A 26169-nucleotide genomic window follows, 5' to 3' on the forward strand; every position below is an offset into this window, starting at 1 on the left:
ATCATCGCCTGAGTGATATCAGATGGCAAAAACGCCAAATAAATAGTCCCGCCGCAGTCGCCACACCAATGGATTGTCCTACCCACAAGCCAGTACCACCCAAGCCAAAGTGAAATCCCAAAACATAGCCACTTGTTAGGCCAATACACCAAAATGCTGGAAAGCTCAACAACATGGAAACTCGTGTATCCCTGAGTCCATAGAGTGCGCCTATGGTGACTTTTTGCACTCCATCTACAGGATGCGCCAAAGCTGCAACACTGAGCATTGATGTTGCTAGTGCCACCACATTCCTGTTCTCTGGGTTGCGAATATCCACGTATAGCCCAATAATTTGTTGAGAAAATGTCAGCAAGATGATCCCCATGAGCGTCATAAATCCTGCCGCAATGCCGATACTGACATATCCTGCCTGTTTTGCACCTTCAGTGTTTTGCTGTCCTATCCACTGCCCTACTCTGGTAGTTGTGGCATAAGACACTCCCAATGGCACCATGAAGATCACAAACATTGTCTGGAAGACAATTTGATGGGCTGCCAGGACATCTGTTCCTAATATGCCCATGAGGTAGGTAACAATTGTAAACAGTCCTAGTTCTAAGGCGGCAGACACTCCAATGGGTATACCAAGTATCAACAACTCCCAGATAATTAGTAGCTTTAGCTGATTTAAATCTCGAAAGAATCTATAGGTTTTTAGTTGCTTGTCTTGGAGTATGTACACAACTAAAGCGATAAACATCCCCCACAGGGCAATAACGCTGGCCAAAGCTAAACCCGCCAATCCCATTTTGGGAAATCCAAATTTACCAAATCCTAAGACGTAATTGCCTACTACGTTGAACAGCGTTCCGGCAATGACAATCACCATCACCGCACGGGCTTGCGACAGAGAAGAGACAACGTTTCTCAACGTAGCGAATGCTAAAGCAGGAAATAATCCCCAAAGCACAACATCTAGATAGCTCTTTGCCAAAGTTACCGTAATCGGCTTTTGTCCCAGGATTTGCATTAAATCACCCATCTGTCCAATCAAAAACATGGACGGAATCGCCAATGCTAGTGATAACCATAATCCCTGATGTGCAATCTGCTCTATGCGTTTTTTTTGCCCTGCTCCATAAGCTTCAGCAACCAAAGGAGTAACTCCCATGACAACTCCAGCTGCGACATTCAAGAGGGTAAAAAAGGTGATTGACGCTAACCCCCCGCCTGCGAGAACTTCTGCTCCCAACCTACCCATCATTAATGTGTCTACAAAACCTGTAATAGATTGGGCAACTTGAGCGCTTGCTAGGGGAATGGCGATGCGTAAAAGTTCCCTGATTTCTGTGCGGATCATCAATGAGTTACCAAATTGGGAAAGCCTGAGCAAACGCTTATCGGAGCGAACTGACAAAAGCCCTCCGGGCATCCAAGAAACAGCGCTGGCGCTATCGCCAGGCAAAATGCAGTAATAACAACTAATATCATAGAGGTTATGCTCACCTCCAGTAATTAAATCCTTGAGATAAGGCTTCAACAAAAGCGATCGCACCTACTGAATTTCCTACCATATCTAAAGCAGGACTGTAGCAGGCGATGGCACCTCCATCGGGTACTATTGCTAACAATCCCCCACCGATTCCTGATTTCATCGGTAAACCGATTTTGGCAGCAAAATGGGCAGAAGCTTCGTAAAGTCCACAGGTTAACATGACAGCATTCACAATTTGACGATGTTTTGTTGCTAACCAGCTATTTTCACAAGCTAAAAGTTTTCCCAACAAAGCTAAATCTTCTACTTTTCCAGATACACAGCATATTTGCTCGTAGGTGTCAAGAGCTATTTCTGGATTATCTAACTTACCTGCTGTGGCGAGATAATTGGCGATCGCTTGATTAGCTGGAGAACGTGATAATCTGACTGAAGCCAGCATGACTTGATCCACTTGGAGTTGACAACCTGCTTGGTTCAACCATTGACAGAATAATTGAGTGCGTTGATTAGCATCGTTTCCGGGGAACTTATCAGCTAAAGTAATAGCCCCACTATTAATCATGGGGTTGCGGGGATATCCATTATCGGCTATGAGTTGATCTAAAGAATTAAACGGTGCAGCCGATGGTTCTACTCCCACCCATTGCAAAACCATATCTGCACTTAGATGTTGCAATAGATATAGTAAAGAAAACGGCTTAATCACACTCATGAGTGGAAATACACAAGCCGTATCCCCGTAACTGAAACTTTGCCCAGATTCACAGCAGATGTGAACAGCAAACCAACGAGGATCAGCTACAGCTAATTGGGGAATGCGATCGCAAACTTGTCCCTTGGCTGCTTGAATTTTGGCTTGTTCTACCCATGTGCATAACTCTTTAGTAGTTAATTTATCAAGTCCTTTCAAAAGTGATACAGTCTTCTATTAATGTTGAGAATTACGCCTGCGTAGAAAAAACAAAACTGAGTATTGTTTTCTTGCGATATCTTCTCTCCGAGACGCTACGCGGTAAGCGTAGCTATGCCCGTCAGGGCTTTACGATGGGCTTCGCCTACGCCAAGGCGAAACTAAATTATTTTTGCGTAAGTTCTGAAATAAAAAAAGTATCACCCAATACTAATAACCAAAACTTTCTTGAGGAATTACGAATTAATTATGACTCCCCGTGTCAGAGCGCCAGAGTTACCGCCAAATTATACTTGGCTTAACACAGATAAGCCTTTATCTCTCAAACAACTCAAGGGTAGGGTGGTAATTTTAGATTTTTGGACATACTGTTGTATAAATTGTCTACATATCCTCCCAGATCTAAAATATTTAGAACAAAAATATCAAGATAGTCTCACAGTTATTGGTGTACATTCAGCTAAATTTGATAACGAAAAAGAAATTGAAAACATTCGCCAAGCAATCTTGCGCTACGATATCGAACACCCAGTTTTAGTTGATAGTAATTTTCGGGTTTGGCAAGAATATGCTGTCCGCGCTTGGCCGACATTAATGATTATTGATCCCGAAAGTTATGTGATTGGTTATGTATCTGGTGAAGGTAAACGTGAGACTTTAGACCAGTTAATTGCCGAGTTAATTCATCAACATCAAGAGAAAGGAACTATTAATTTCCAACAACTCAGCCAAACCTTAGAAAAACAACGTCAACCATTAATCACGCCACTAGCTTTTCCTGGTAAAATTCTAGCTACTAAAGTTGGTTTATTCATTGCTGACTCTGGACACAACCGTGTAGTAATGAGTAACTATGAAGGTGGAATTATCCACATAATTGGTACAGGAAAACCCGGTTTAAATGATGGTGCATATAACCAAGCACAGTTTTTTGCACCTCAAGGAATGGCATTTGATCAAGCCCATGAAATTCTTTATGTTGCTGATACCGAAAATCATAGCCTACGCAAAGTTGACCTCAAGCATCAAATAGTAGAAACTATAGCCGGAACTGGTGAACAAAGTTGCAATATTCATCCTCATGGTGGTACTGGTTTAGAAATTGCCCTCAACTCCCCTTGGGATTTAGTAAAAGTGGGAAACATTCTATATATTGCAATGGCAGGCCCGCATCAAATTTGGCAATTAAATTTAGAAACAAGTATTATCAAAACCTATGCTGGTACTGGTGCAGAAGGTTGTGTAGATGGTTCCCTTACCGAGTCTGTTTTTGCCCAACCCAGTGGTATCACAACCGATAAACAAGAATTATATATAGCTGATAGTGAAATCAGTTCCATTCGCGGTGTCGGACTCATAGAACCACAGCAAGTAAGAACCATTTGCGGTAGTGGAGAATTATTTGGTTTTGGTGATGTTGATGGACAAAGAGAAGATGTCCGATTGCAACATTGTTTAGGAATAGAATCTGCTCAAAATTATCTCTGGGTTGCAGACACTTACAACCACAAAATTAAATTAATCAGTCCCAGTACAGGTAATTGTCAAACAATTTTGGGAGATGGTACAGCCGGTTTACAAGACGGTATAGGAAAAAATACACGCTTTTTTGAACCATCAGGACTGAGTGCAATAAATTCACATCTATATATTAGTGATACTAATAACCACGCTATTCGCCGCGTAGATTTGCATACCTTTGAAGTGACAACCTTAAAATTTCCTGGTTTATGTGCGCCAGATGTGTGTATTCCCGAAAGATTTTAAAAGAAAAATCACAAATCTTTGCATTAGTTTGCGCTTCCCTTAGAGTACGACAGTCGCTTGTATTCTCTGAGTTCTAGGCCCTTGTCCATGTAAGAATTTTTGTAGAGGGCATTCCTCACATTTAGGCGTGGAATGACAATAATCTTTTACTACATGGTATATCATCGCGTCAAATTCACGAATTTCATAAGGAGTGAAAGATGCTGTTCTTTCTACAAGATTCTGTACAGAATCATATGAGTCGCTTTGATTGATGAGATCATGTTCAAAAAAAATTTTACGCATTCGGTCATTGATTGGGATTTTTGACCTATCAGCAGTATATAAAAGAATGTTGTCGCAAGTAAACTTACCAATTCCTTTGATATTTAAGAGCTTTTTTCTTAAAACATTTGTTTCCTCTGCTAACATTTTTTCTACATTTAATTCGTAATGTTCTTTTAAAAAAATTACAAAATTTTTAATGTAGAAAACCTTTGTATTTGCACGCCCACATGGTCGAATTAATCCACGAAGTTGATCTTCCGGCATTTTATATATCACATCAGGTAATAATGCAATTTCAGCCTTTAAATTTTCAATTGCTAAACTAACATTCTTCCACCCTGTACCTTGACTGAGTATTGCTTCAAGACACATTTGAAACTTATTATCTCTAATCCACCAATTTTGCTCGCCATAACGTTTACCGAGACTAGAAAAAATTGCTTGAAAAAATTCTCTTGTAGGCTCAATCTGTGTGAAATTAATGTTGTTTTCTTGATGAAAATCTCTAGCAATTTCATCGCTAATTTCATCAGTTCTAAATATTTGAATGATGTTCTCATTAATAGCTGATTGGCTTGGAATAGACGTAGGTGGTTTAAATTTACCTCTTTTTTTAACTACTGAAGAAGACTTAGGAGTTCGGTTCAAAATTTCATTATTTTGAATAGCAAAATCTGATGAAGCTGATACCTGCTGAGAAATGCGAATCTGGGCAATTCTTTGAAGTGCCTTAATTGATTCCATATCTTGACCATAAGCCGCAGCTAGCACTCGAATCCACAATTTTTCGGCTAAATCAATGTTACCTTCATCTTTAGCACGGTAGGCATCATTTTTTAGTATGGCAATATCCGTTAGCGTCGCGTATTTAGGTACAAGAATAAGGTGAGATTTATTTATTGGTTCAGCAATAACATAAGGTGTTTGTTGAGCATTTTTATGCTGACGAACGAGTTCATGAACTCGAAAACTTATATACTGATCCAAACGCTCAACTGTAGCGCACTGACCTTTAATCCCTAATGCTTCTAGCAGGGCATAAGTAAAGGCACCTTGCTGTAATTCCTCAATTTCAAAAGAGTATTCATTGGGACTACAAGAAAAAATACTAATTACTCCCTTTTGACGTGCTTGTTTAGAGGTTTGTCGTCCAATCCCTTCACCTGCACGAGTGCCAATACCCTTACGACAAGCATCTAAAATTAGAACTACGTTATCAGCGCCACACCGACGTAGGCGTTGAGTGATATAGTTGATAGAAATAGCTGTATTTTCGACATCTCCTGGATCTGCATCAGAAGGCATGAGATAATCGCAACCGTTATGAGGCATCCCATGACCACTGAAAAAAAACCAGAGGTTATCTCCTGCTTCCATGAAAGGGTTTTCAAATAACTGTCGCAGCACTCGCAGCAAGTTATTGCGATAAGGACGAGTAGTTCTTTCATTAAAATCTGGCGAGTCATCAGAGAAGAAAAAAATTCGGTCAAATCCTGCTTCATGATAAAGAAACTCTCGCATTAACTGAGCATCGCGCTTGGCATACTGTAGTGGTTGCAGGAAGTCATATTGATTAATACCAATTACCAGTGCCCAGTTTTTCGCCATCTTATGCCATTTTATATTTTGGATTAGTTTTGACCGGAAATTTCGTTTGTTTCATTAGATACTACACATTGAATTTCAGTTTTATAGCCCCTTTCCCACGAGCTTTTGCACCGTTTCCGATTACTTTCACTTCTCCTTCCCCTTTGAACTTTGAGATGACAAAACTTCGTTAACTTTTAACCGTTGCTGGATTAGCTCTGCCACAACTTGGCTCATCTTTAGCCCCCGTAAGGCGCAAGTTGCATTGAATCGTTTCTTGAGGTGGACTAATATGCATAGCTAGGGAGGTTTTTGTATCTTTTTAATGATTTTATAGTTAGTTACGCTTAAACAAAATTACAAATGTATAAAATTTATTAGACAAATTTTATTTACAGTATTTTTCTAGCGATTACTCCATTCCTAGTTACGGGATTTATCGCTACATCCATCAAGAATGCCGAAAGTTGGCTCACAAGAAGCTTCACTTGTTATCAATGCGCTGTCTCCCCTCTACGTTTCAAAACTATTACATAAGAATCACTTATATCACAATCAACTTTATCCTCAAGAAAAATTACTGAAATATGAAAATAAAAAAGTAATAAATACTACAATACAGGCTTATTAGTTCAACAACACACTCTCACAGAATCATCCACTTGCTGACTCACCGATGTATTTCCGAGAACGAAGTAAAAAAAATATCACAAAACCCTCATGATTTCATCTACAAAAAACCGGCGAATGCATGATAAGTTTTAAATCCATCGTATTCCGTTCAAGGGTCGCCCCATGCATCTGCCATCTTTACAAACCCAACACCTTGAGGAATTAGTCAAGAATAGTAGTATCGATTTACACCTAGCACAACTAAATTTTCAATCTCTCCAAGATGCATCAGCTTATGAATATTTATTAATTTCTGAGCATCTGCCGCGCACAAACACCGGAATGGTGAAAACTGGGTGGTTACAACGCTACACTCATGTAACCGCAGGCGGTTGGTGGTGTTCTGGTTTAGATCCTCTGAATAATTGGCAATCAATGGAATGGGGGTGTTTTAAACCAAATCAACCCCGCATCAATAATAAAGGTAAGTCTATCAAGTACGAACATCCTCCCAGTACCCCCACAAGGGTATTTTGCCTGCGGGTAACATTGCAAATTTGGCTGCAAGTCTCCCAACGGTATAATCTAGCCATGCCCAGCAATATTACAGTTAATAGTCATGGAGAAGCTGAGGGCTTTTGGCAATGGGTAATGGTACAAAATCTACCCATAATTATCTGCGAAGGAGTCAAGAAAGCAGCCGCATTATTAACACAAGGATACGCTGCGATCGCCATTCCGGGAATTACTAGTGGTTATCGAGTTGTTAAAGATAAATTTGGTAAAGTTACAAGTCGTCAACTAATACCCGACTTAACGGTCTTTACTCTGACAAAACGCACCTTTTATATTTGTTTTGATTTTGAAACTCAACCTAAAAAAATTGCGGCTGTCAATAACGCCATAGCCCAACTTGGTTGTTTATTTCAAAAGCAAAAATGTCCTGTGAAAGTTATTGAACTCCCAGGAATAGAAAAAGGTGTTGATGAGTTAATCGTGGCTAAAGGTGCAAGTAATTTTGACAAAATTTATCGTCAAAGTGCTGATTTAGAAATTTATCTGGCTCAAAGTAAACCCCATACCGAGTTAACTATTCCGGCTGCACTGACTCTCAACTGTCCTTACTTAGAAAACCTAGCTTATCCCACGTCAGGATTAGTGGGAATTAAATCAGCTAAAGGTACAGGAAAAACCACAGCATTGCAATCTATTGTTAACCAAGCAAAAGAATTAAATCGACCTGTACTATTAATTACGCACCGCATTCAACTAGGGCGATTCCTCTGCGAAAAAATTGGCATCCGTTGGGGTTTAAATACAGGCGATCGCACAATCATAGCAGATAAAAATTTACCTATTATCAACAATCCTTTAAAGAATCATCAATCTTTCGGTTTATGTGTTGATTCCATTTGGAAACTCAACCCTCAAAACTGGCAAGGTGGCATCATAATTTTAGATGAAGTAGAACAGTCTTTATGGCATCTACTCAACAGTAATACTTGTAAACATAAACGGGTTAAAATCCTCAAGCTATTTCAGCAACTAATTTCCACAGTTTTAACCACCGGAGGATTAATAATTGCTCAGGATGCTGATTTGTCAGATGTATCTTTAGAATATTTACAAGGACTAGCAGGAATTAAAGTAACACCTTGGGTAGTTATCAATCAGTGGAAACCAAAACGAGGTTGGGATATAACTTTTTATGATTCTCCTAACCCTACACCCTTAATTCATCAACTAGAATTAGATTTAATCGCCGGACGTAAATGTTACGTTACTACCGATAGTCGCTCAGGGCGTTATAGTTGTGAAACAATTGAAGGCTATCTTAAAGAACGCTTAGAAAAATTACGCCAACAATTTCCTACATCCCTAGTAATTAGTAGTCGCACTACCAATACACCTGGTCATCCAGCGGTTGATTTTGTAGGAACGATTAATCAAAAAATTACCGAATATAATACTATTTTCGTTACACCCAGTTTGGGTACAGGAATTAGTATTGATGTCCAACATTTCGACCGAGTTTATGGTATTTTCCAAGGAGTAATACCAGACTCAGAAGCGCGACAAGCACTAGCCAGAGTACGAGATGATGTACCACGTATCGTCTGGTGTGCTAAACGAGGAATTGGCTTAATTGGTAGTGGCAGTACAAATTATCGATTACTATCTGATTGGTATCAAGAAAATCAAAAAGAAAACTTAGCCTTACTCAGTCCCTTACATAAAATAGATGTAGACTTACCCCTAGTTTATGACCCAATTCATTTACGTACTTGGGCAAAACTATCGTCTAGAGTTAATGCCTCTATTCGTCTTTATCGACAATCGATGCAAGATGGTTTAATAGCGGATGGACATCAAATTTGGCTACGAAGTAATGCTGTTCATAATAATATTATTCGAGATTTACGCCTAGCATTTTTAGCAACAGACTCTAATGATTTAGCCAACCGCAAAAGATTGGTTTTAGAAATTGTTAAAGTGCAAAAAGATTGGACAGAAAAGCGCCAAAAAGCCAAAGAAATTAAATACCAAATTAGAGATATTAAGCAGCAACATCAACTATCGGCAGCGACGGCTGTAGCTAATGCCAAAGATATTGATTATGTAGAATATGAACACCTATCAAATAAACATTCTCTATCGGAAGTAGAACGTAACCAAATTGATAAATATCACCTGAGACAAAGGTATGGTATTTCAGTTACACCCTTACTCAAGTTGCAAGATGATAAAGGATATTATTTTCAATTGCTAATTCATTATTATCTCATCAATGAAAGCGAATATTTTCACATCCGAGACCAGCAAGAATGGCATCAACAATTATTTTGGGGTGATGGTCAAGTTTTTTTACCAGATTTAAAAACTTACACTTGTAAAGTTGAAGCCATGAGAGCATTGGGAATGCTACAATTCCTAGAGCCAGAAAGAAAATTTACAGAACACCATCCTGACTTAATTTGGCTAAAAGATGTCGTATTGCAACATAGTAAACATATTAAAAGATTACTTGGTATTGATTTAATTAAAGGCAAAGAAAACATTTCGTCCATGAAAATACTGGGACGATTGCTAAATTTATTGGGTTTGAAATTGCACCGAGTAAATGAAGTTTATCAAATAGACCCAGAAACCTTTGATGATGGTAGGGAAAAAATATTTGCAGTTTGGCACCAACGAGATGAATTAATGTTGGCTAGTGTGGATAATTTTAAAGGTAAAACAGCTGATTATTTATCAGAATGGCAGTTTGAAACTAAGCAGACTCACTATGCTAGCGTCAATGATTAAAATTTTGTATGTAGTGAGTTAGCTCAGTCTTGAGGAGCTAGTCCGTGGGTTAGCTATGCCAACTTGTAGGAACTGGCGTGGTTTCCATGAGCGACTAACAAACCCGTTTTAGTCCTCTGTTCCTGAAATCAGATGGGTATAACTATAGCCAAACTTCAATTACAAAATATTCTGCAATTCTGTGATTGAATTAGCCACAACAATATTACGCAAAATCTGCTTCAACCTTTCTAAATCAGAAACTTGAGTGATTTGGGGCATTAATTCTAAACCCTCATTACCAAATTTAGCCTGTAAGCTAGTTTCAATACTAGTAATTATTCCGCGTGTTTCTCCGCGTGCTTCTCCACGTGCTTCTCCACGTGCTTCTCCTTCTCTTAATATTTCTTGATACCAAGGTGACTCACGCAATACAGCCATATCCCACCTCATAATTTCTTGAACTAAGGCACTCTCTACTACAAACGTAGCAAAAAAGGCTAAAACAGTCTCTAATTGACTTAACTTTTCGTCAGCACGTAAAATTTTTAATGCTTCTCTAATTGTAGATTCATTTTCACCACCTTTGAGAATAGGTACAAAGGGAAGTAATGCAGGTAATGGCTGTTGAAAAACAATATTTACGTCGACTTCCCATAAGTTAATTACCCGGTAATCTTGCAGCGCACGTAATCCTGCGATATTTGATGTAAAATTTGACGAGATGATTGTATTACTTGTAGGCAGAATATTTATCAGTACCGGATAAGTTGGTAAATTATACTTTTCTTCTGCAAGTGCAGCATAAGCGCGCATTCGACGTGGCATATTAGCGCTATACCGTAGTTGTAATTCATTGAGAACTAAAAATTCTCCATATTCTACACTAGCGACACGAATTAAAACGTCACTTTCTCTACCTATCCATTGAAATTCTGAATTGAGAATTTCGCCTGCAACCACATCAGATATTTTTGTTACCCATCTTACCCAATTATTAGGTGCCAGGCTAATTAATTTTTTGGTACTGATATCTGCTGATTTTGTCATCAAAATTTAGCTGCACTTACAGAATAAAATTCGTCCTATCAAATAGCAGGAAAATAAAGTTAAAAAACTTCCAAATTTTTTTTATTAAGCAACTTGAAAATTTGTTGCTTCCTCCAGTGGTTCATAACTATGATTTAATTTCTCAATTCCCTGATCAATTAAATCTAACCCTTGCTGCACTGTTTCAATCAAACTTAACTGTCCCCGCAACTCAGCAGCACCAACGAAACCTTTAGCGTACCAAGTCATATGTTTACGGGCTTGACGCACACCGCGATCGCCTTTATATTCCCACAACGCTTGTAAATGATCTCTGGCACATTCCAAGCGCTGAATTGGAGTTGGTGGTAATAATATTTCCCCTGTTTTCAAGAAGTGATCAATTTCTCCTACCAAAAAGGGATAACCTAAAGTTCCGCGAGAACACATCACGCCATCGGCGTTAGTTTGTTCCAAACATTTCACCGCCGCTTCCACTGAAAAGATATCACCATTACCAATTACCGGAATCGCCAAAACTTCCTTAACACGGGCTATCCATTCCCAACGGGCATTGCCATTATAACCTTGGGCGCGGGTACGTCCATGTACTGTAATCATTTGCGCCCCAGCATCTTCCATCCGCTTGGCAAAGTCAAGAATCGTGATTTCTTTATCATTCCAGCCAATACGGGTTTTGACTGTAACTGGTACATTAACGGCTTTCACAACTTCCCGCACAATAGCTTCAGCAACTTCTGGCTGTCGTAATAAAGAGGAACCACCCCCATTTTTAGTAATTTTATTTACCGGGCAACCCATATTAATATCTACAGTATCAGCACCTTCTGCAACGGCCTTAATTGCCGCTTCCGCCAAAAAATCTGGCCGACAGTCAAATAATTGAATGCTAATTGGTCGTTCCCCGGGGTCTACCTCCATGATTTTTGGTAACTCTTTGACATAGTGCAACCCGGTAGCATTCACCATTTCGGTATACAACATTGAATCTGGTGCATAGCGACGTACTAAGCGGCGAAAAACCATATCTGTGACCCCAGATAAAGGCGATTGAAGAACCCGGCTTTTCACCTCAAAAGAACCGATTTTGAGGGGTTGGGAAAGTCTAGCTTTTAAAGTAGGAGATAGTGTAACCATAGAATTTAAAATTGCAGAAATCAAAAATGATAGGTCTGACGCAAAGGACGTATAGACGCGCTAGCAGCTTCCCGCAGGGTAGGACACCAAGTCAAGAGTGTTTGAGAAAGTTTTTACGTTTCTTTGTTCTTTCCATTGTCTTGTGCAACTTGCCTAACTTGGGCAATATCTAAATCTAACGCCTGGGCAATTTGTTCAACAGTTAACCCCAAAGAAACTAATCGAGATACAGCTTCTAATTTTGCTTCCAAGCGCCCTTCTTGCTTACCTTCTTGTTTCCCTTCTTGTTTCCCTTCTTGCTTTCCTTCTTGTTTAGCTTCTTGATAAACTCGTGTCTGTTTCAAATCACTTAACCCAAACATCTCCTCAATCTCCTTGCGACTCATCGTGGGAAATTTATAAACCAATATTGTCTCTATTAATTGTAGTAACTGCCGCCGTTGTGGTTCGAGATTAATTTCTTCCTGGGTTCGGTCTATTAATTCTTTGGCAGTTACAATTGCCGTATCTTCATTTTCTACTACTAATTTAATGGTAGCAATACCAATTGGTAACGACACTGATGCACCTAATTCATCAAGATAAACACGACTAACACGCTGGCTAGTAAATAGTTCACTGTAATTGTCAATATCTGAAGTATCAAGACTACGGGTAGGATAAATAACTACTCCTTTCCAAGAGTTTTTAGGTTGATTTTGTCGTAAGTATAAAAAAATCTCAGAAAACAAACGAGAATAAATCTCCGTGTCATTTTGAAACTGCACTTCCACAAAGTAGATGGGGTTTTGTTTTCCTTGTATTGGCAGAAAAACACCATCTATACGGAATGCTGTTTGCTTAATTTCTATAGAAGAAAAGGTGTAAGTCTCAGCAACCTGGGGAGCGTTGCCAATTAATTCAAAAAAGATGCTGGGCATCTCTTGAAAAAGGCGATAAAAGATGGTGTCGGTTTTCACTCTCGATGCAGTGCCGAGATTTATGTTGTAGCTATTTTATCACCTAATAGATAAATATTTTGATGTGTAATCAGGTTAAAATTATTCATATTCCATCAGAATATTAGTACCTATTGGTGTCAAATCCCAGCTATCTCGTGGTGAACCAGGCTGTATGTGTCTTGTTAGTAAACCCTTAGCCACCAAATTTTTCAGTACAACCATCATGTCAGGTTCTCTTGGTACGTCTAAGCGAGAAAGAGAATTGGCTAGTTCATACCAACTAAAATTACCCTGTCCTTTGGCAACTAATTTTAGAAGTACTAACTCCAGTTGAGTTAATTGGATTGAGTTTTTCATAAATATTCCTCCCATATACAATTGTAAGAGGATTTGATTAAGTTTAAAAATAGTGGGCTTTTAGCATTTAGATCAAGGTTTTAGACAACTGTTAAAATCTTGGGCTAAATGCTTACACCCTAGAAAAGAATCATTTACAAAATTTTTCTAAATAAAACACCTGGCCCTTCTTTTAGCCCATAATCCTCTAGTGTTGCTGTGTGAGCATTATTCCATTATTCCAGAGTTCGTAAGCTGCATCTGGATCATCTGGTTGTCCACTTGGATATTTAAGTTTTTTATACCTCAAGTATTCCCGTAGTTCATGAGTATAGAAACGGAGGTCTACGGCTTCAGCTACAAGTTCATCTGCTGCAATTTTTCTTAATCTCTCTACCATTTTCATCTCTTCATGACCAACCGGATTAAATCTACAAATATGAGCTTCAACAATATCAGTGCCTTTGCCTGTAATCTTAACTTTTGTATAGGAGAGACCAAGAATTTTGCCCCCCGCTTTTGATGGATCGAAGGGTCTGCCGCTAATAGTGCCTTTTTTTAGCATTTCAAATATATTTTTAATTTACTTAATAGATACTAAATAAAAAATTTAAATTTAAAAAATTAATATTTCAAAATAATGGTATTGTTCATGGTATGATGTTAGGCTTTTTATTTTTATTGGCTTTTTCCATATACACACTGCTAGTAAACAGATATTTTTGGTACTTGTAGTGGAATCAGGAGAGAATTAACTATAATAATTGCCTTTTCCCTGTCTCTACTTAACTATAAGTTCTCCGTAATTGCTTCAAAGACGGCAAACACCACTTTGAGATTACGGTTCACCCTAATTACTGAAAGTATTAATTCTCATACATTAGACAAAGTGAAAGCAAATTGCTCAATGAACCAGCTAAATACATCCTTTAAAATTAACCGTCCTGTCCAAGGTTCGGGAAACCCCCCTTCATGGACTGGCTATCACTGAGTTTCAGTATATATATCAGCATGACTTGAGGTTTTAACCCCAAGGAAGCCGAACCAAGGTTGTTGATGCTGAACTGACTGCTGTTTTCAACCGGTTGGTTCGTGATTTAGTCTCTTATATTCCCATTCATTCATTTGTAGTTATACGGAGCCAGCACTTAAAATGGCAAAAGTAGTAGGAATTGATTTAGGTACAACTAACTCCTGTGTAGCAGTGATGGAAGGTGGTAAACCCACTGTTATTGCTAACGCAGAAGGTTTTCGGACAACACCATCAGTGGTGGCATTTGCGAAAAATGGCGATAACTTAGTTGGTCAAATCGCCAAACGCCAAGCGGTGATGAACCCCGAAAATACGTTCTACTCAGTCAAACGTTTTATCGGACGGCGCTACGACGAAGTTGGTAATGAAGCCACAGAAGTTTCTTACAAAGTCCTCAGCAGCAACGGCAACGTTAAACTAGATTGCCCCATCGCGGGTAAACCGTTTGCTCCAGAAGAAATTTCTGCAAAAGTTCTCCGCAAACTGGTTGAAGATGCCAGCAAATATCTTGGTGAAACTGTTACCCAAGCTGTAATCACGGTTCCAGCATATTTTAACGATTCTCAGCGACAAGCGACAAAAGACGCCGGCAAAATTGCGGGAATTGAAGTACTACGGATTATCAACGAACCTACAGCCGCATCTCTGGCTTATGGCTTTGATAAAAAGAGCAACGAAACCATTCTGGTATTTGACTTGGGTGGTGGTACCTTCGACGTATCCATCCTCGAAGTGGGTGATGGCGTATTTGAAGTACTAGCGACATCTGGTGATACCCACCTTGGTGGTGACGACTTTGATAAAAAAATAGTTGACTTCTTAGCCGAACAATTCAGAACAGTAGAAGGCATTGATCTCCGCAAAGACAAACAAGCCTTACAACGTTTAACTGAAGCCGCAGAAAAAGCCAAAATTGAGCTTTCTAGCGTTACTCAAGCGGAAATTAACCTGCCATTTATCACCGCTACCCAGGACGGGCCCAAGCACCTGGATACAACCCTTACTCGCGCCAAGTTTGAAGAACTCTGTTCTGACTTGATTGACCGTTGCCGTATCCCCGTAGAGAATGCACTTCGGGATGCGAAATTGAATAAGGGTGATATTGATGAAGTTGTACTAGTTGGTGGTTCTACCCGGATTCCCGCAGTCCAACAGGTGGTGAAGCAGGTTTTAGGTAAAGACCCCAACCAAAGCGTTAACCCGGATGAAGTTGTGGCAGTTGGTGCTGCTATTCAAGCAGGTGTGCTGGCTGGTGATGTCACAGGTATCTTACTCTTAGACGTATCACCATTGTCCTTGGGTGTAGAAACCTTGGGTGGTGTCATGACTAAAATCATCCCCCGTAACACCACAATTCCTACCAAAAAATCTGAAGTCTTCTCCACCGCCGTGGATGGTCAAACCAACGTGGAAATTCACGTCCTTCAAGGTGAACGGGAATTCTCTAACGATAATAAGAGTTTAGGAACCTTCCGCCTTGATGGTATTCCTCCTGCACCACGAGGTGTACCACAAATTGAAGTGACCTTTGACATTGACGCTAACGGTATCCTCAACGTCACAGCGAAAGACAAAGGCACTGGTAAAGAACAGTCCATCAGCATTACTGGCGCGTCTACTTTGGATAAATCCGACGTTGACCGCATGGTGAAAGAAGCTGAACAAAACGCTTCTGCTGACAAAGACCGTCGTGAGAAAATCGAGCGCAAGAACCAAGCCGATTCTTTGGCATACCAAGCTGAGAAGCAGTTGCAAGAATTAGGTGATAAAGTTCCTGAAGCTGATAAAACCAAGGTTGAAGGTTTAGTGAAAGACTTGAGAGAAGCCGTTGCTCAAGAAGATGATGAGCAAATCAAGAAACTGACACCAGAATTACAACAAGCACTCTTTGCCGTTGGTAGCAACATCTATCAGCAAGCTGGTGGTGATGCTGCTGCTGGTGCTGCACCTCAAGACGGTGGCCCTACTCCTCCCAGTGGCGGTGATGATGTAATTGACGCTGATTTCACTGAAAGCAAGTAATTTTAAATAGTTCCAGATTTAATATTTTTATCCATCCAGGCATCAGCTTGGGTGGTTTTTTTGTTTAATAAATAGGATTCTTATTTAATTTTTGTAGGCGTGAGTAAATCCACAACTTATTGATAATTACCATACATTTATTATTAGTAAATATCAAAAGACATATTATGGTTGGTCGTCAGACATGGCTTTGAGTTTTGATGTAAAAGACTCAGAGCGATCGCTTGTGTCTGGGGTAAATTGCCCAATTGGTGGGTGATTAACAGATGAGGGTAGCAGATTTGTCTGCTGCTGAGGTTTTGGTAATGGGGAATTTCTCGGCAAATGTCCTTGTGAGTTTTGCTTAGTTTTAGTTCCAGAGGAGGTTGCATGAAGCGTAGACGCGGCCAGAATGCTTTGTCTTTCTAATAGTTTGGCTTCTACTTCGTGATTGAGCAAATCGGCTTCGGCATTAATTAGTTGTAGCGTCGCTGCTTGACTTGGCTCATAACCATTGCCTACTTGAGCAGGTAAGGGATTAGCTGTAACTGGTGATAATTGAGGCTGAGTTACTGAATCAGTTCTTACTTCTTGCTTGATGGGCGGCAAAACTGGTGCAGCCAGAGCAGTTAAGCTTTCGGGAAATTTGCTACAAATCAGGCGTTCAAATTCCATGTTGAAATGATAAATCACCTGACCCCGACGCTGCCAAAATGCTAATATTTGCTGTACAGAAATGCCTTTATAGCGTCCTTGATAGAGGGCTTCCACTACTGCTAGGTGCATCCAATTACCTGGGTATTGGCTTTGCCAACGGTAAACTAGCTCACTGGCAGTATACCCACTGAGGTCAAAACTATAATGAGTTAATAGGGCGATCGCCAGTTCGGCAGAGGTTTGTGAGTCTGTTGTTGACATGGGACTATTGGCTTCAGACGAAGGGAAAGTTTCTGCCCATCGCTTATAGCCTATCGTGTTTTTAGCTATAGGATTGATTACCAAGAGTTTCCAGGCTGATAAACAGTGTTATTCATTTTACTTGGTCAATTGCTGACTGTCGAAACAATATAGGGTGAATTAATACTTGAAGTCCGCTGAATAGCTACTAATGCCTGATAAACCATTGCGGCTACTTCGGCTCGTGTGGCTTCTCGCGTCGGCACAAGTTGTTTGGGATCAGGATAACTAACAATTATTCTTTGTTTTGTGGCCGTGGCCACGGCTTTGCGGGCATACTCAGGAATTGTCTGACTATCAGTATAAGTAAGTAAAGCATTGTTATCAGATGTTGATAAAGCCAGTCCATTTACTAGGGAGACAATCACCTGTAACCTTTGGACATTTTGATCGGGACGGAAGGTACCATCGCCAAATCCACTGACAAAGCCGCCGCTAGCAGCAACTTGTAAGGCTGGATAAGCCCAAAAATTCCGGGCGACATCCGTAAATTCAGATGCTGGACGTTTGGGAGTAGGATTAAACGCCACCGCCACTAAAGCCGCATATTGGGCGCGAGTCATGGGTTTATCTGGCTGGTAGGTGCCATCAGCAAAACCATGAGTTAAATTCATGCTGGCCAACCCCCGAATAAATAATTCTGCCCAATGTCCTGTGATGTCGGTAAATGAGGGCATTTCGACATCGGGACTTACTAGGTAAGGGGAGGCGATCGCTTGTTCTTGACTGCTGGCTACCAATGCCTGATAAATTAATGCTGCTACTTCGGCGCGAGTAATGTCCCGCATCGGTTCTAGTTGTTCGTTTTGGGGATAGTTAACTATTAATAGTTTTTGGGTAGCAATGGCCACAGCATTGGTGGCGTAACTGGGAATTTGCGCGCGATCGCGGTATAGGTTTAACACATGAGAATTACCGCCAGTTAGTTTTAACCCATTGACTATAGATACTATGGCTTGTACCTTGGTCAAGTTTTGCCCTGGTCGAAATGTGCCATCAGGAAAGCCACTAATAAAACCCATGGCCGCAGCTTTATTAATAGCCGCTGCTGCCCAAAATTTGGGGTTCACATCTGTGAATTTCACACCAGAATTTATTGTCGGTAATTGAAAGGTCTGGGCAATAATAGCTGCATACTGAGCGCGATTGATGGGGGCATCTGGGGCAAACGTGCCATCAGGAAAGCCACTAATGGCTCCTCGACTCACCAACGCTTCCACAAAATCGGCTGCCCAATGTCCAGCTAAGTCAGAAAAAATACTGCCGCTACCAGAAATTATCCGGTGGTGATCTTCTAAGACAGCGATAAAGTCTACTTTTCCCTTAACTTGGGTGGGGTTCAATTGATTGCCTACAGAAACTAGCTGCTGTGATGTGGTATTTTGGACATCAAATTCGCCATTATCACGAAAAATATTACCAGCCGCATCTTGGTTGTTACCCATATCCGGTATGGCGTCACCATTTACCAACATCCCACCTTGGGTATTGTTAGTAATCAGATTATGACGCAGCACAGGTCGAGCATTGCGAGAAAGAGCGATCGCCGAACGGTTGTCTGATATGGTGTTGTTAGCTACTAAAGGGGCAGAAAAATCACTGATGGCTATGCCTAAAGGATTTTTTTGAAAGACATTCCGCAGTACTTCTGCTTTACTATGACGCACCATCATTAAACCGCTGGCAGCATTTTGCCGAAAAACGTTATCGACAATGGCGGGTTTGGCATTACCACTAATAAATATGCCTTCTCGACCACAGTTAATTAAAGTATTATTACCAACATTTGCCGTTGCCGATTCAATCCAAACACCAGTTCCTTTAGCTATGGGGTTAGTTACCGTTACACCCAAGAGACTGGCATCACCTTGCAACAGTAATGTCACATTTTGGGCAGCAAAGCTGGGACTTTGATACACACCATTGCCAGAAATAACGATTCCTGCACCTTTGTTGGCTTCATTACCTACTACTTTTACCCCCCCAGGGATGACTAGGGGAAACACTTCATTATTGGCGGTGTTGTAGTTTCCCGGTGCCAACTGAATCACTGCGGGTGTTTTCGCAGCTTTTAACGCACGGGTGAGACTTTTAAACGGACTCGACCGAGAACCAGCATTGGCATCATTTCCCTGGACAGGGTTGACATATAAGGTAGAGTTAACCATTGATTGTTGCAATGCAATTGTTTAAATACATAGATAAATAACAACTTACTTATAGCTGTAATTCTGAAAATCACCGTACCTCTGTCTGGCAAATATACCTGTGTCAACCCACGGCTAGCAAGAGCAACAAAGCAGATTTTAACCAAAAAATCTCTCTATCTGATGAAGAATTTCATATTAGTGGTGCTTAATATTCTCGAATATACACAAACCTAGAGGCCTTTTGGTATGGCTCCTAATGTATTCGAGTTATCAGCACCACCAGTTAACTCTATTGTTGGACATTTACTAGAACTTGGACAAGACCCGTTGGGATTTCTCACTCGTTGTCGTGATTATGGTGATCTTGTTCCCTTACAGTTGGGTTTAACACCTGCTTGTTTAGTAACTAATCCTGAATACATAGAAGAAGTCCTCAAAAATCGCCACGATTTTATTAAAAGCCGGGGTTCCCGCGCCTTAAAAACATTACTAGGAGAAGGGTTATTAACCGCAGAAGGAGAATCCTGGTTTTGGCAACGTCGCCTGATCCAACCAGTATTTCACCAAAAACGGATTAATAAATATGGCGAAATCATGGTGGAGTACACCAACCGAATGCTGCAAACTTGGCATGATGGTGAAACTCATGATATTCATGCAGATATGATGCACCTGACACTGCAAATCGTCATGAAGTGTATATTTAGCGCTGAAGTGGATGTAGGAGAGGCAAAAGTTGTTGCCAATGCGCTAGATGTGGCCATGCAGTGGTTTGAAAGTAAGCGACGGCAAAATTTTTTGGTGTGGGAGTGGTTTCCTAGACCGGAAAATCTTCGTTATCGGCGTGCGATCGCCCAAATGGATGAGGCTATCTATAAACTGATTCAAGAACGCCGCAATAGTGAGGAAAAACCCAATGATTTGTTGACAATGCTCATGGAAGCAAAAGACGAAGAAACAGGTCAGCAGATGGATGATAAACTACTGCGGGATGAAGTGGCAACTCTGATGTTAGCTGGGCATGAAACCACTGCAAATACCTTATCTTGGACGTGGATGCTGTTGGCACAAAATCCCGACGTGCGGAAAAAATTAGCATCAGAGTTAAGTCAAGTTCTTCAAGGAAGGCTACCAACACTCGAAGATTTGGGGCAATTAGTTTATACACAGCAAGTGATCAAAGAATCAATGCGGCTATATCCTCCAGTATCGATTATGGGACGGGAAGCAGCAGTAGATACCCACATTGGCGGTTACGAAATTCCCCAAGGTATGTCAATCATGATCAGTCAGTGGGTAATGCATCGTCATCCCAAGTATTTTGCCGATCCCGAAACCTTTCAACCAGAACGTTGGACACAGGAGTTAGAAAAGCAACTGCCTAAAGGAGTATATTTCCCCTTTGGGTCTGGGCCCAGGATTTGTATTGGTAAAGGTTTTGCTCAGATGGAAGCGGCTTTGCTATTGGCAACGATCGCTCAAAGTTTCCAAGTCGATTTAGTACCAGAATACCCAATTGTGCCACAGCCTTCCATTACTTTACGCCCAGAACATGGGTTGAAGGTGCGACTCAAGCAGATGGCGTTAGATGCTTCTCCTGATGGGAAACACCAACAAGTACATATTTCTTAGCAAAAAAATAAGGAGAGCTACATGGGCAACTCTCCAGATCATTAGGGTTTTTCTACTAAACACACAATAGCCTTTAAGGTATGAGGGGTGTCACCTAATTTTCTGTGTATTTTGTAAAGATATGGTGAAAATTGATAAATACACCGGAAAAACACCTAAGAATTGAGTTTTTTCTCTACCAATTCATTAGTCAGCTTCGGATCAGCGCGTTTATCAGTCATTTTCAACACTTGCCCCACAAAGAAGCCTTTCAGCTTGGTGTTACCGTTGCGATACTTTTCTAGTTCCTTAGGATTAGAGGCGATCGCTTCATCAACGATGGGTTCTAATACGGCGGGATCGGTAATTAACTCTTGTCCGGCGAAAGCTTTTTCCGGAGCAACACCTGTAAGTAAATCTGGTAGTTTTTGTTTAGCTTGAGCGTTACTAATTTTACCAGAATCAATCAAGGTGATGACTTCCGCGAGATTTTGCGGAGTCAGGGCAATTTCTGTAATACTCAGCTTTTGCTTGTTGAGGTAGGCGGCGATATCTTGAGTAATCCAGTTAGCAGCAGCTTTGGCATTTGCACCCGATGCAATCGCAGCTTCAAAATAATCGGCGACGGTGCTGTCTTCTGTCAACACTCGCGCATCGTAAGCCGAAAGCCCCAACTCGTTTTCGTAATGATGGCGTTTGTGGGCGGGTAGTTCTGGGAGTTCACTGCGCCATTGTTCTAGTTGAGCCTCGGAAACTTCAATAGGAGCTAAATCTGGTTCGGGGAAGTAGCGGTAATCACTAGAACCTTCCTTCACCCGCATACTAATTGTTCTTTGAGCGCCTTCTTCCCATAGACGCGTTTCTTGGATAATGCGATCGCCTGCTTCAATGGCAGCAATTTGGCGTTCAATTTCGTAATCAATGGCCCGTTGGATGGCGTTGAACGAGTTCATATTTTTAATTTCTACCTTGACGCCAAACTCTTCTCGCCCCACAGGACGCACAGAGATGTTGACATCACAACGCAGAGAACCTTCTTGCATATTGCCATCACTGACACCGAGGTAACGCATGATGCGGCGTAATTCTTGGGCATATTCGGCAGCTTCTTCACCAGAACGCAAATCTGGTTCGGAGACAATTTCCACCAATGGCACACCTGCGCGATTGTAGTCTACCAAAGAATAGCTAGAACCAGACAGGCGATCGCTTCCCGCGTGTACCAGTTTTCCGGCATCTTCCTCCATGTGCAAACGAGTCACACCAATGCGTTTACGCACGGGGTTTCCTTCCGCATCTACCAATTCGATTTCTAACCAACCATGCTCGGCAATAGGTAGGTCATATTGAGAAATTTGGTAATTTTTGGGTAGATCAGGATAAAAATATTGTTTACGGTCAAATTTGCTATACTTAGCGATTTGGCAATTTAATGCTAACCCTGCTTTAACAGCATATTCCAGGACTTTTTCATTCAGTACTGGCAAGACACCAGGTAGCCCCATACACACAGGGTCAATATTAGTGTTGGGGTCAGCACCGAACGCTGTAGAGCTATTAGAGAAAATTTTGGTGTTGGTACTCAGTTGACAATGGGTTTCTAGACCAATAATCGCTTCGTACTCAGTTTTGACAGTCGTAGCAGCAGTCATACTATGTATCGCTATGGGAGCATAATTTTTAGTTTAGGGTACTATTTTATCCTGGTCTGAACTTTTCCTGAGGGGGGAAATCCTCATTAGTCATTGGTCAATAATTATGGGAACTGGCTATGAATACTCAAGCTCGGTTACAGATGATTTTAGCTGCTACACCTGTGGGTAATATATTACCTCTAATAGCTCAACTCAATCTGCCTAACTGGTGGTTAGCAGGGGGTGCAGTGCGAAATACCGTTTGGCGTGCCATATTTGGTGAACAATGCGGGTTAATTATTAAAGACTTTGATATTGCCTTTTTTGATGAATCGGGAAACCGTTCTCAAGAATTAGCTGCAAAGGCACAATTAACGGCACAATTTCCCAATGAGCAATTTGATGTAAAAAATCAAGCTAGTTTTGCTCGTTGGCGTTCTGGACTTAGACCCTACACTAGTGCAGAAGATGGAATTAAAGATTGGCTGCACACGGCTACGGCTGTAGGAGTGCGAGTAAATGCACAAGGACAATGGCAGTTTTTCACTCCCTACGGCTTAGATGATTTATTTAATGGCATTATTCGGCCTACGCCAACACATATCAATAACCCTGATGCCCAGAATAAAGCATTGGGGTTTATGTCTAAGTGTCCATGCTTGCAATTAATTACTTAAAACAAATTCCTGTAAGTAGCCTGTATATCTTGCAAATCATCCCATTTACCAGTACAAAGCCCGTAGGCTTACTCTGATTTGATTAAATGAATAAGATTTTATTTTTGTGTACAGGTAATTACTACCGCAGCCGCTTTGCTGAACACCTGTTTAACTGGTTGGCGATTAAGCAAGGATTAGATTGGCAGGCTGATTCTAGAGGGTTAGCACTAGAACGGGGTATCAATAATGTAGGGGCAATTTCCCGACATGCATCTGAGGCTTTAGCAGCGCGCTTGGTGAACTTACCTGATGATGAACGGTTTCCTCAACCAGCCACTGAGCAAGATTTTCAAGCAGCATCTAGAGTTATTGCCCTCGATGAATTAGAACACCGTCCATTGATGAATGAGCGCTTTCCAAAATGGGTAGATGCGATTGAATATTGGCTGATTCACGATATCGATAAAACCTTGGCTATTGACGCCCTGGCACAAATTGAAAACAATGTCCTGCAACTGATAAAACAACTGGCACAAAGTTAATCAGTGATGACACTTGCCATTCTCAATCATTTATAGTACATTTGAACTAACAAGAGAAACCCTAAAAATTAACCCCACTTCACAGGTGGGGTTTTTGTTTATCCATTTTTCTGCTTGATGCGTGAGTAGAGAAGTTGGCGATCGCTCTGCGGATCTATGATTAAACAGCGTATCTTGTCACCACCTGCATTACTTCCCAGCACCACAGCAACCCGTCTCTGGGGACAAACTCCCAAACAACTGGTACTAACAACCCGAAATTCTCCCCATAAGCCGTCAAATTTGAGGCGAGATTTTAGCCAATTTTGTAATTCTTCTGAAGCTGTTAAGCCTCTATGGGGTAACTCTGGGGCGCACTGGGAACAGACAAAAACTAAACTAGCTTGGGGCGAAACACTAGGAATATCAACAACTGAAGGACGAGAATTTACGGGGGAAGGTGGTTCAGATGATAACTGTTGGGAAATGTTGCGAATCAGCGCCTTGATACATTTGATCAGTTTTTTCATTGACAGCTGTGTTGAGCTATATCTGACAGCATGGCGGATATTTCTGATCTAATCTGTTCTGGTAGTTCATTTGTGGGTTAGGGCTTTTTGCTGCAAGTATGTAACTAGCTGTTCTCCTGCTGTGTCAATGTGTCGTTTTAGTAGCCGGACTGCTGCTTTGGTATCTTGTTGACGACAAGCATGGAGAATTTGATCATATTCCTTATCGTTATTCGCCAGGGCTATTTTTCAGCATTTTTCCCATATCGTAGACTGTAAGCAAGCAATTTCACAACCATGAACAAAAAAACAGCAGTTATGATAACTCAATGCTGATCATGGTCAAAAAGCTTGTATATTAGCACAGGAAACAATATAGGGGAATAAAATATGCTGGAATTATTAGGTTCAGGATTAGTTTCTCTTTGGTTGGAAATGGCTGGAGTCCAAATCAAGCCAGCAGATGCCTTAGAGACCCTGGCTTTGTACAATAACCCTGGTTTAGTTCTAGCCCCTGATCCCAATCCAGCTGGGTCTACTACAGTACAACAATATTTAAAGGAACTAATTGCCGCAAAATTGGTACCGGAAAATTTAACCGAGAGTCAGGGTATTTGGATGCAGTCGGGGCCGATGCTGATGGCTAATCATCAGGGTACTACTCCTCTACCTGCTGCTTCTTTAACTAAGATTGCCACTTCACTTGTTGCTTTGCAAACTTGGGGTCCAGACCACCAATTTGAAACTTTGGTCAGCGCTACAGGGCCAATAGTTAACGGAGTATTGCAAGGTGATTTGGTGATTACAGGTGGCGGTGATCCCATGTTTGTTTGGGAAGATGCGATCGCTCTGGGTAATACTCTCAATAAAATGGGTATCAAGCAGGTCACTGGCAATTTGTTAGTGACCAATAATTTTGCCATGAATTTTGAACTTTATCCAATGGTCTCTGGTCAAATGCTCAAGCAAGCAATGAACCACACCACTTGGACGCGTCCGGCGAATTATATCTACTCCATTATGCCCAAGGGTACGGCCAAGCCTCAAGTTGTGATTGCGGGTAACGTGAAATTAGTAACCCAACCCAATCCCCAAGAAACTTTATTGTTGCGTCGTCGTTCTTTACCCATGCAACAATTGATTAAAGAAATGAACGTCTTCAGTAATAACTCAATGGCAGAGATGCTGGCAGAATCAGTGGGAGGCGCAGCGGTCATGCGATTAAAAGCCGCTCAACTTGCTGGAGTACCGGAGGCAGAAATTCAGTTAATTAATGGTTCCGGACTGGGGGTAGACAATCGCATTTCTCCAAGAGCTGCTTGCGCCATGTTGATGGCAATTCAACGAGAAGCTGCTGCTTATAAAATCAACGTTGCTGACTTGTTTCCTACTGCTGGATTTGATCGTCGGGGAACAATGCAAGCGAGAAAAATGCCTTATGCTACTGTGATGAAAACTGGTACTCTGCGTGATGTTAGTGCTTTAGCCGGAGTGATCCCCACACGCGATCGCGGTTTGGTTTGGTTTGCTATCATTAACCGTGGCCCCCAAATCCCCGCTTTCCGTACTAGTCAAGATAAGCTGTTACAAAATCTTGTACAACAGTTAGAAGTAGCTCCCAATCTTCCCCCATCCATTACTCCCCACTCTCCTAAATATTTCTCACCTGAATTGGGTGCTACTAGTCGTAATGAAATTTTATTAGGTTCTTAGAAATTATAA

General features: G+C 41.0%; 19 protein-coding genes. 7 read left to right on the plus strand and 12 right to left on the minus strand.

The window, feature by feature from the left end; translation table 11 throughout:
* Nucleotide 1: 1 nt before the first annotated feature.
* Both ACM0OT_RS07655 and ACM0OT_RS07660 read right to left on the minus strand, forming a co-directional pair.
* Nucleotides 2-1537, minus strand: a complete 1536-nt coding sequence (locus ACM0OT_RS07655; protein WP_414563801.1) for an MATE family efflux transporter — start codon at nt 1535-1537, stop codon at nt 2-4.
* Nucleotides 1485-2390 (minus strand): glutaminase, encoded by a 906-nt coding sequence (locus ACM0OT_RS07660; protein WP_414563802.1) that lies wholly within the window; start codon nt 2388-2390, stop codon nt 1485-1487. Before ACM0OT_RS07660 ends, ACM0OT_RS07655 begins: the two co-directional genes overlap by 53 nt.
* A gap of 249 nt (nt 2391-2639) precedes the next feature.
* Here ACM0OT_RS07660 and ACM0OT_RS07665 point away from each other — a divergent pair, with 249 nt between their 5' ends.
* Complete coding sequence (locus ACM0OT_RS07665; RefSeq protein WP_414563803.1) at nt 2640-4157, plus strand: thioredoxin-like domain-containing protein; 1518 nt, start codon at nt 2640-2642, stop codon at nt 4155-4157.
* 39 nt (nt 4158-4196) lie between these two features.
* Here ACM0OT_RS07665 and ACM0OT_RS07670 read toward each other — a convergent pair whose 3' ends face one another.
* Complete coding sequence (locus ACM0OT_RS07670; protein ID WP_414563804.1) at nt 4197-6032, minus strand: caspase family protein; 1836 nt, start codon at nt 6030-6032, stop codon at nt 4197-4199.
* 774 nt (nt 6033-6806) lie between these two features.
* Here ACM0OT_RS07670 and ACM0OT_RS07675 point away from each other — a divergent pair.
* The gene (locus ACM0OT_RS07675) at nt 6807-9929 is read left to right on the plus strand and encodes a plasmid replication protein, CyRepA1 family (RefSeq protein ID WP_414563805.1); all 3123 of its coding nucleotides are present in this window, start codon (nt 6807-6809) and stop codon (nt 9927-9929) included.
* Between the two features lie 159 nt (nt 9930-10088).
* Here the strand turns inward: ACM0OT_RS07675 and ACM0OT_RS07680 are convergent, their stop codons facing one another.
* From ACM0OT_RS07680 to ACM0OT_RS07700, 5 genes are all read right to left on the minus strand, one after another.
* Nucleotides 10089-10958 carry an Rpn family recombination-promoting nuclease/putative transposase gene (locus ACM0OT_RS07680; protein ID WP_414563806.1) on the minus strand — a complete coding sequence of 290 codons (870 nt, stop codon included), beginning with the start codon at nt 10956-10958 and terminating at the stop codon, nt 10089-10091.
* Between the two features lie 84 nt (nt 10959-11042).
* A complete protein-coding gene (gene dusB / locus ACM0OT_RS07685; RefSeq protein ID WP_414563807.1) occupies nt 11043-12095 on the minus strand; it encodes a tRNA dihydrouridine synthase DusB in 1053 nt (350 codons plus the stop codon).
* 113 nt (nt 12096-12208) lie between these two features.
* Nucleotides 12209-13054, minus strand: a complete 846-nt coding sequence (locus ACM0OT_RS07690; protein ID WP_414563808.1) for an Rpn family recombination-promoting nuclease/putative transposase — start codon at nt 13052-13054, stop codon at nt 12209-12211.
* A gap of 81 nt (nt 13055-13135) precedes the next feature.
* Nucleotides 13136-13393 carry a hypothetical protein gene (locus tag ACM0OT_RS07695; protein ID WP_414563809.1) on the minus strand — a complete coding sequence of 86 codons (258 nt, stop codon included), beginning with the start codon at nt 13391-13393 and terminating at the stop codon, nt 13136-13138.
* 187 nt (nt 13394-13580) lie between these two features.
* Nucleotides 13581-13937: a hypothetical protein gene (locus ACM0OT_RS07700; protein ID WP_414563810.1), complete on the minus strand. Its 357-nt coding sequence runs from the start codon at nt 13935-13937 to the stop codon at nt 13581-13583.
* A 588-nt stretch (nt 13938-14525) separates the two neighbouring features.
* Between ACM0OT_RS07700 and dnaK the strand changes: the two genes are divergently transcribed.
* Nucleotides 14526-16427 carry a molecular chaperone DnaK gene (gene dnaK / locus ACM0OT_RS07705; RefSeq protein WP_414563811.1) on the plus strand — a complete coding sequence of 634 codons (1902 nt, stop codon included), beginning with the start codon at nt 14526-14528 and terminating at the stop codon, nt 16425-16427.
* Between the two features lie 165 nt (nt 16428-16592).
* On the opposite strand, the gene ACM0OT_RS07710 is transcribed toward dnaK, so the two are convergent.
* Nucleotides 16593-17324, minus strand: a complete 732-nt coding sequence (locus ACM0OT_RS07710; RefSeq protein WP_414563812.1) for a hypothetical protein — start codon at nt 17322-17324, stop codon at nt 16593-16595.
* Nucleotides 17325-17449: 125 nt separating this feature from the next.
* A complete protein-coding gene (locus tag ACM0OT_RS07715; RefSeq protein WP_414563813.1) occupies nt 17450-19531 on the minus strand; it encodes an S-layer homology domain-containing protein in 2082 nt (693 codons plus the stop codon).
* A 228-nt stretch (nt 19532-19759) separates the two neighbouring features.
* Here ACM0OT_RS07715 and ACM0OT_RS07720 point away from each other — a divergent pair, with 228 nt between their 5' ends.
* Entirely contained in the window at nt 19760-21145 is a 1386-nt protein-coding gene (locus ACM0OT_RS07720) for a cytochrome P450 (RefSeq protein ID WP_414563814.1), read from the plus strand.
* A gap of 155 nt (nt 21146-21300) precedes the next feature.
* Here ACM0OT_RS07720 and gatB read toward each other — a convergent pair whose 3' ends face one another.
* On the minus strand, nt 21301-22776 hold the full coding sequence (gene gatB / locus ACM0OT_RS07725; protein ID WP_414563815.1) for an Asp-tRNA(Asn)/Glu-tRNA(Gln) amidotransferase subunit GatB: 1476 nt from the start codon (nt 22774-22776) through the stop codon (nt 21301-21303).
* A gap of 119 nt (nt 22777-22895) precedes the next feature.
* Between gatB and ACM0OT_RS07730 the strand changes: the two genes are divergently transcribed.
* Both ACM0OT_RS07730 and ACM0OT_RS07735 read left to right on the plus strand, forming a co-directional pair.
* Complete coding sequence (locus ACM0OT_RS07730; RefSeq protein WP_414563816.1) at nt 22896-23435, plus strand: nucleotidyltransferase family protein; 540 nt, start codon at nt 22896-22898, stop codon at nt 23433-23435.
* A gap of 86 nt (nt 23436-23521) precedes the next feature.
* The gene (locus ACM0OT_RS07735; protein ID WP_414563817.1) at nt 23522-23959 is read left to right on the plus strand and encodes a low molecular weight phosphatase family protein; all 438 of its coding nucleotides are present in this window, start codon (nt 23522-23524) and stop codon (nt 23957-23959) included.
* A 98-nt stretch (nt 23960-24057) separates the two neighbouring features.
* On the opposite strand, the gene ACM0OT_RS07740 is transcribed toward ACM0OT_RS07735, so the two are convergent.
* Nucleotides 24058-24468 carry a hypothetical protein gene (locus tag ACM0OT_RS07740; protein ID WP_414563818.1) on the minus strand — a complete coding sequence of 137 codons (411 nt, stop codon included), beginning with the start codon at nt 24466-24468 and terminating at the stop codon, nt 24058-24060.
* Between the two features lie 369 nt (nt 24469-24837).
* Here ACM0OT_RS07740 and ACM0OT_RS07745 point away from each other — a divergent pair, with 369 nt between their 5' ends.
* Nucleotides 24838-26160 carry a D-alanyl-D-alanine carboxypeptidase gene (locus ACM0OT_RS07745; RefSeq protein ID WP_414563819.1) on the plus strand — a complete coding sequence of 441 codons (1323 nt, stop codon included), beginning with the start codon at nt 24838-24840 and terminating at the stop codon, nt 26158-26160.
* Nucleotides 26161-26169 lie beyond the last annotated feature (9 nt).

The organism is Anabaena sp. CCY 9613 (assembly GCF_963920895.1).
GTDB lineage: Bacteria > Cyanobacteriota > Cyanobacteriia > Cyanobacteriales > Nostocaceae > Cyanocohniella.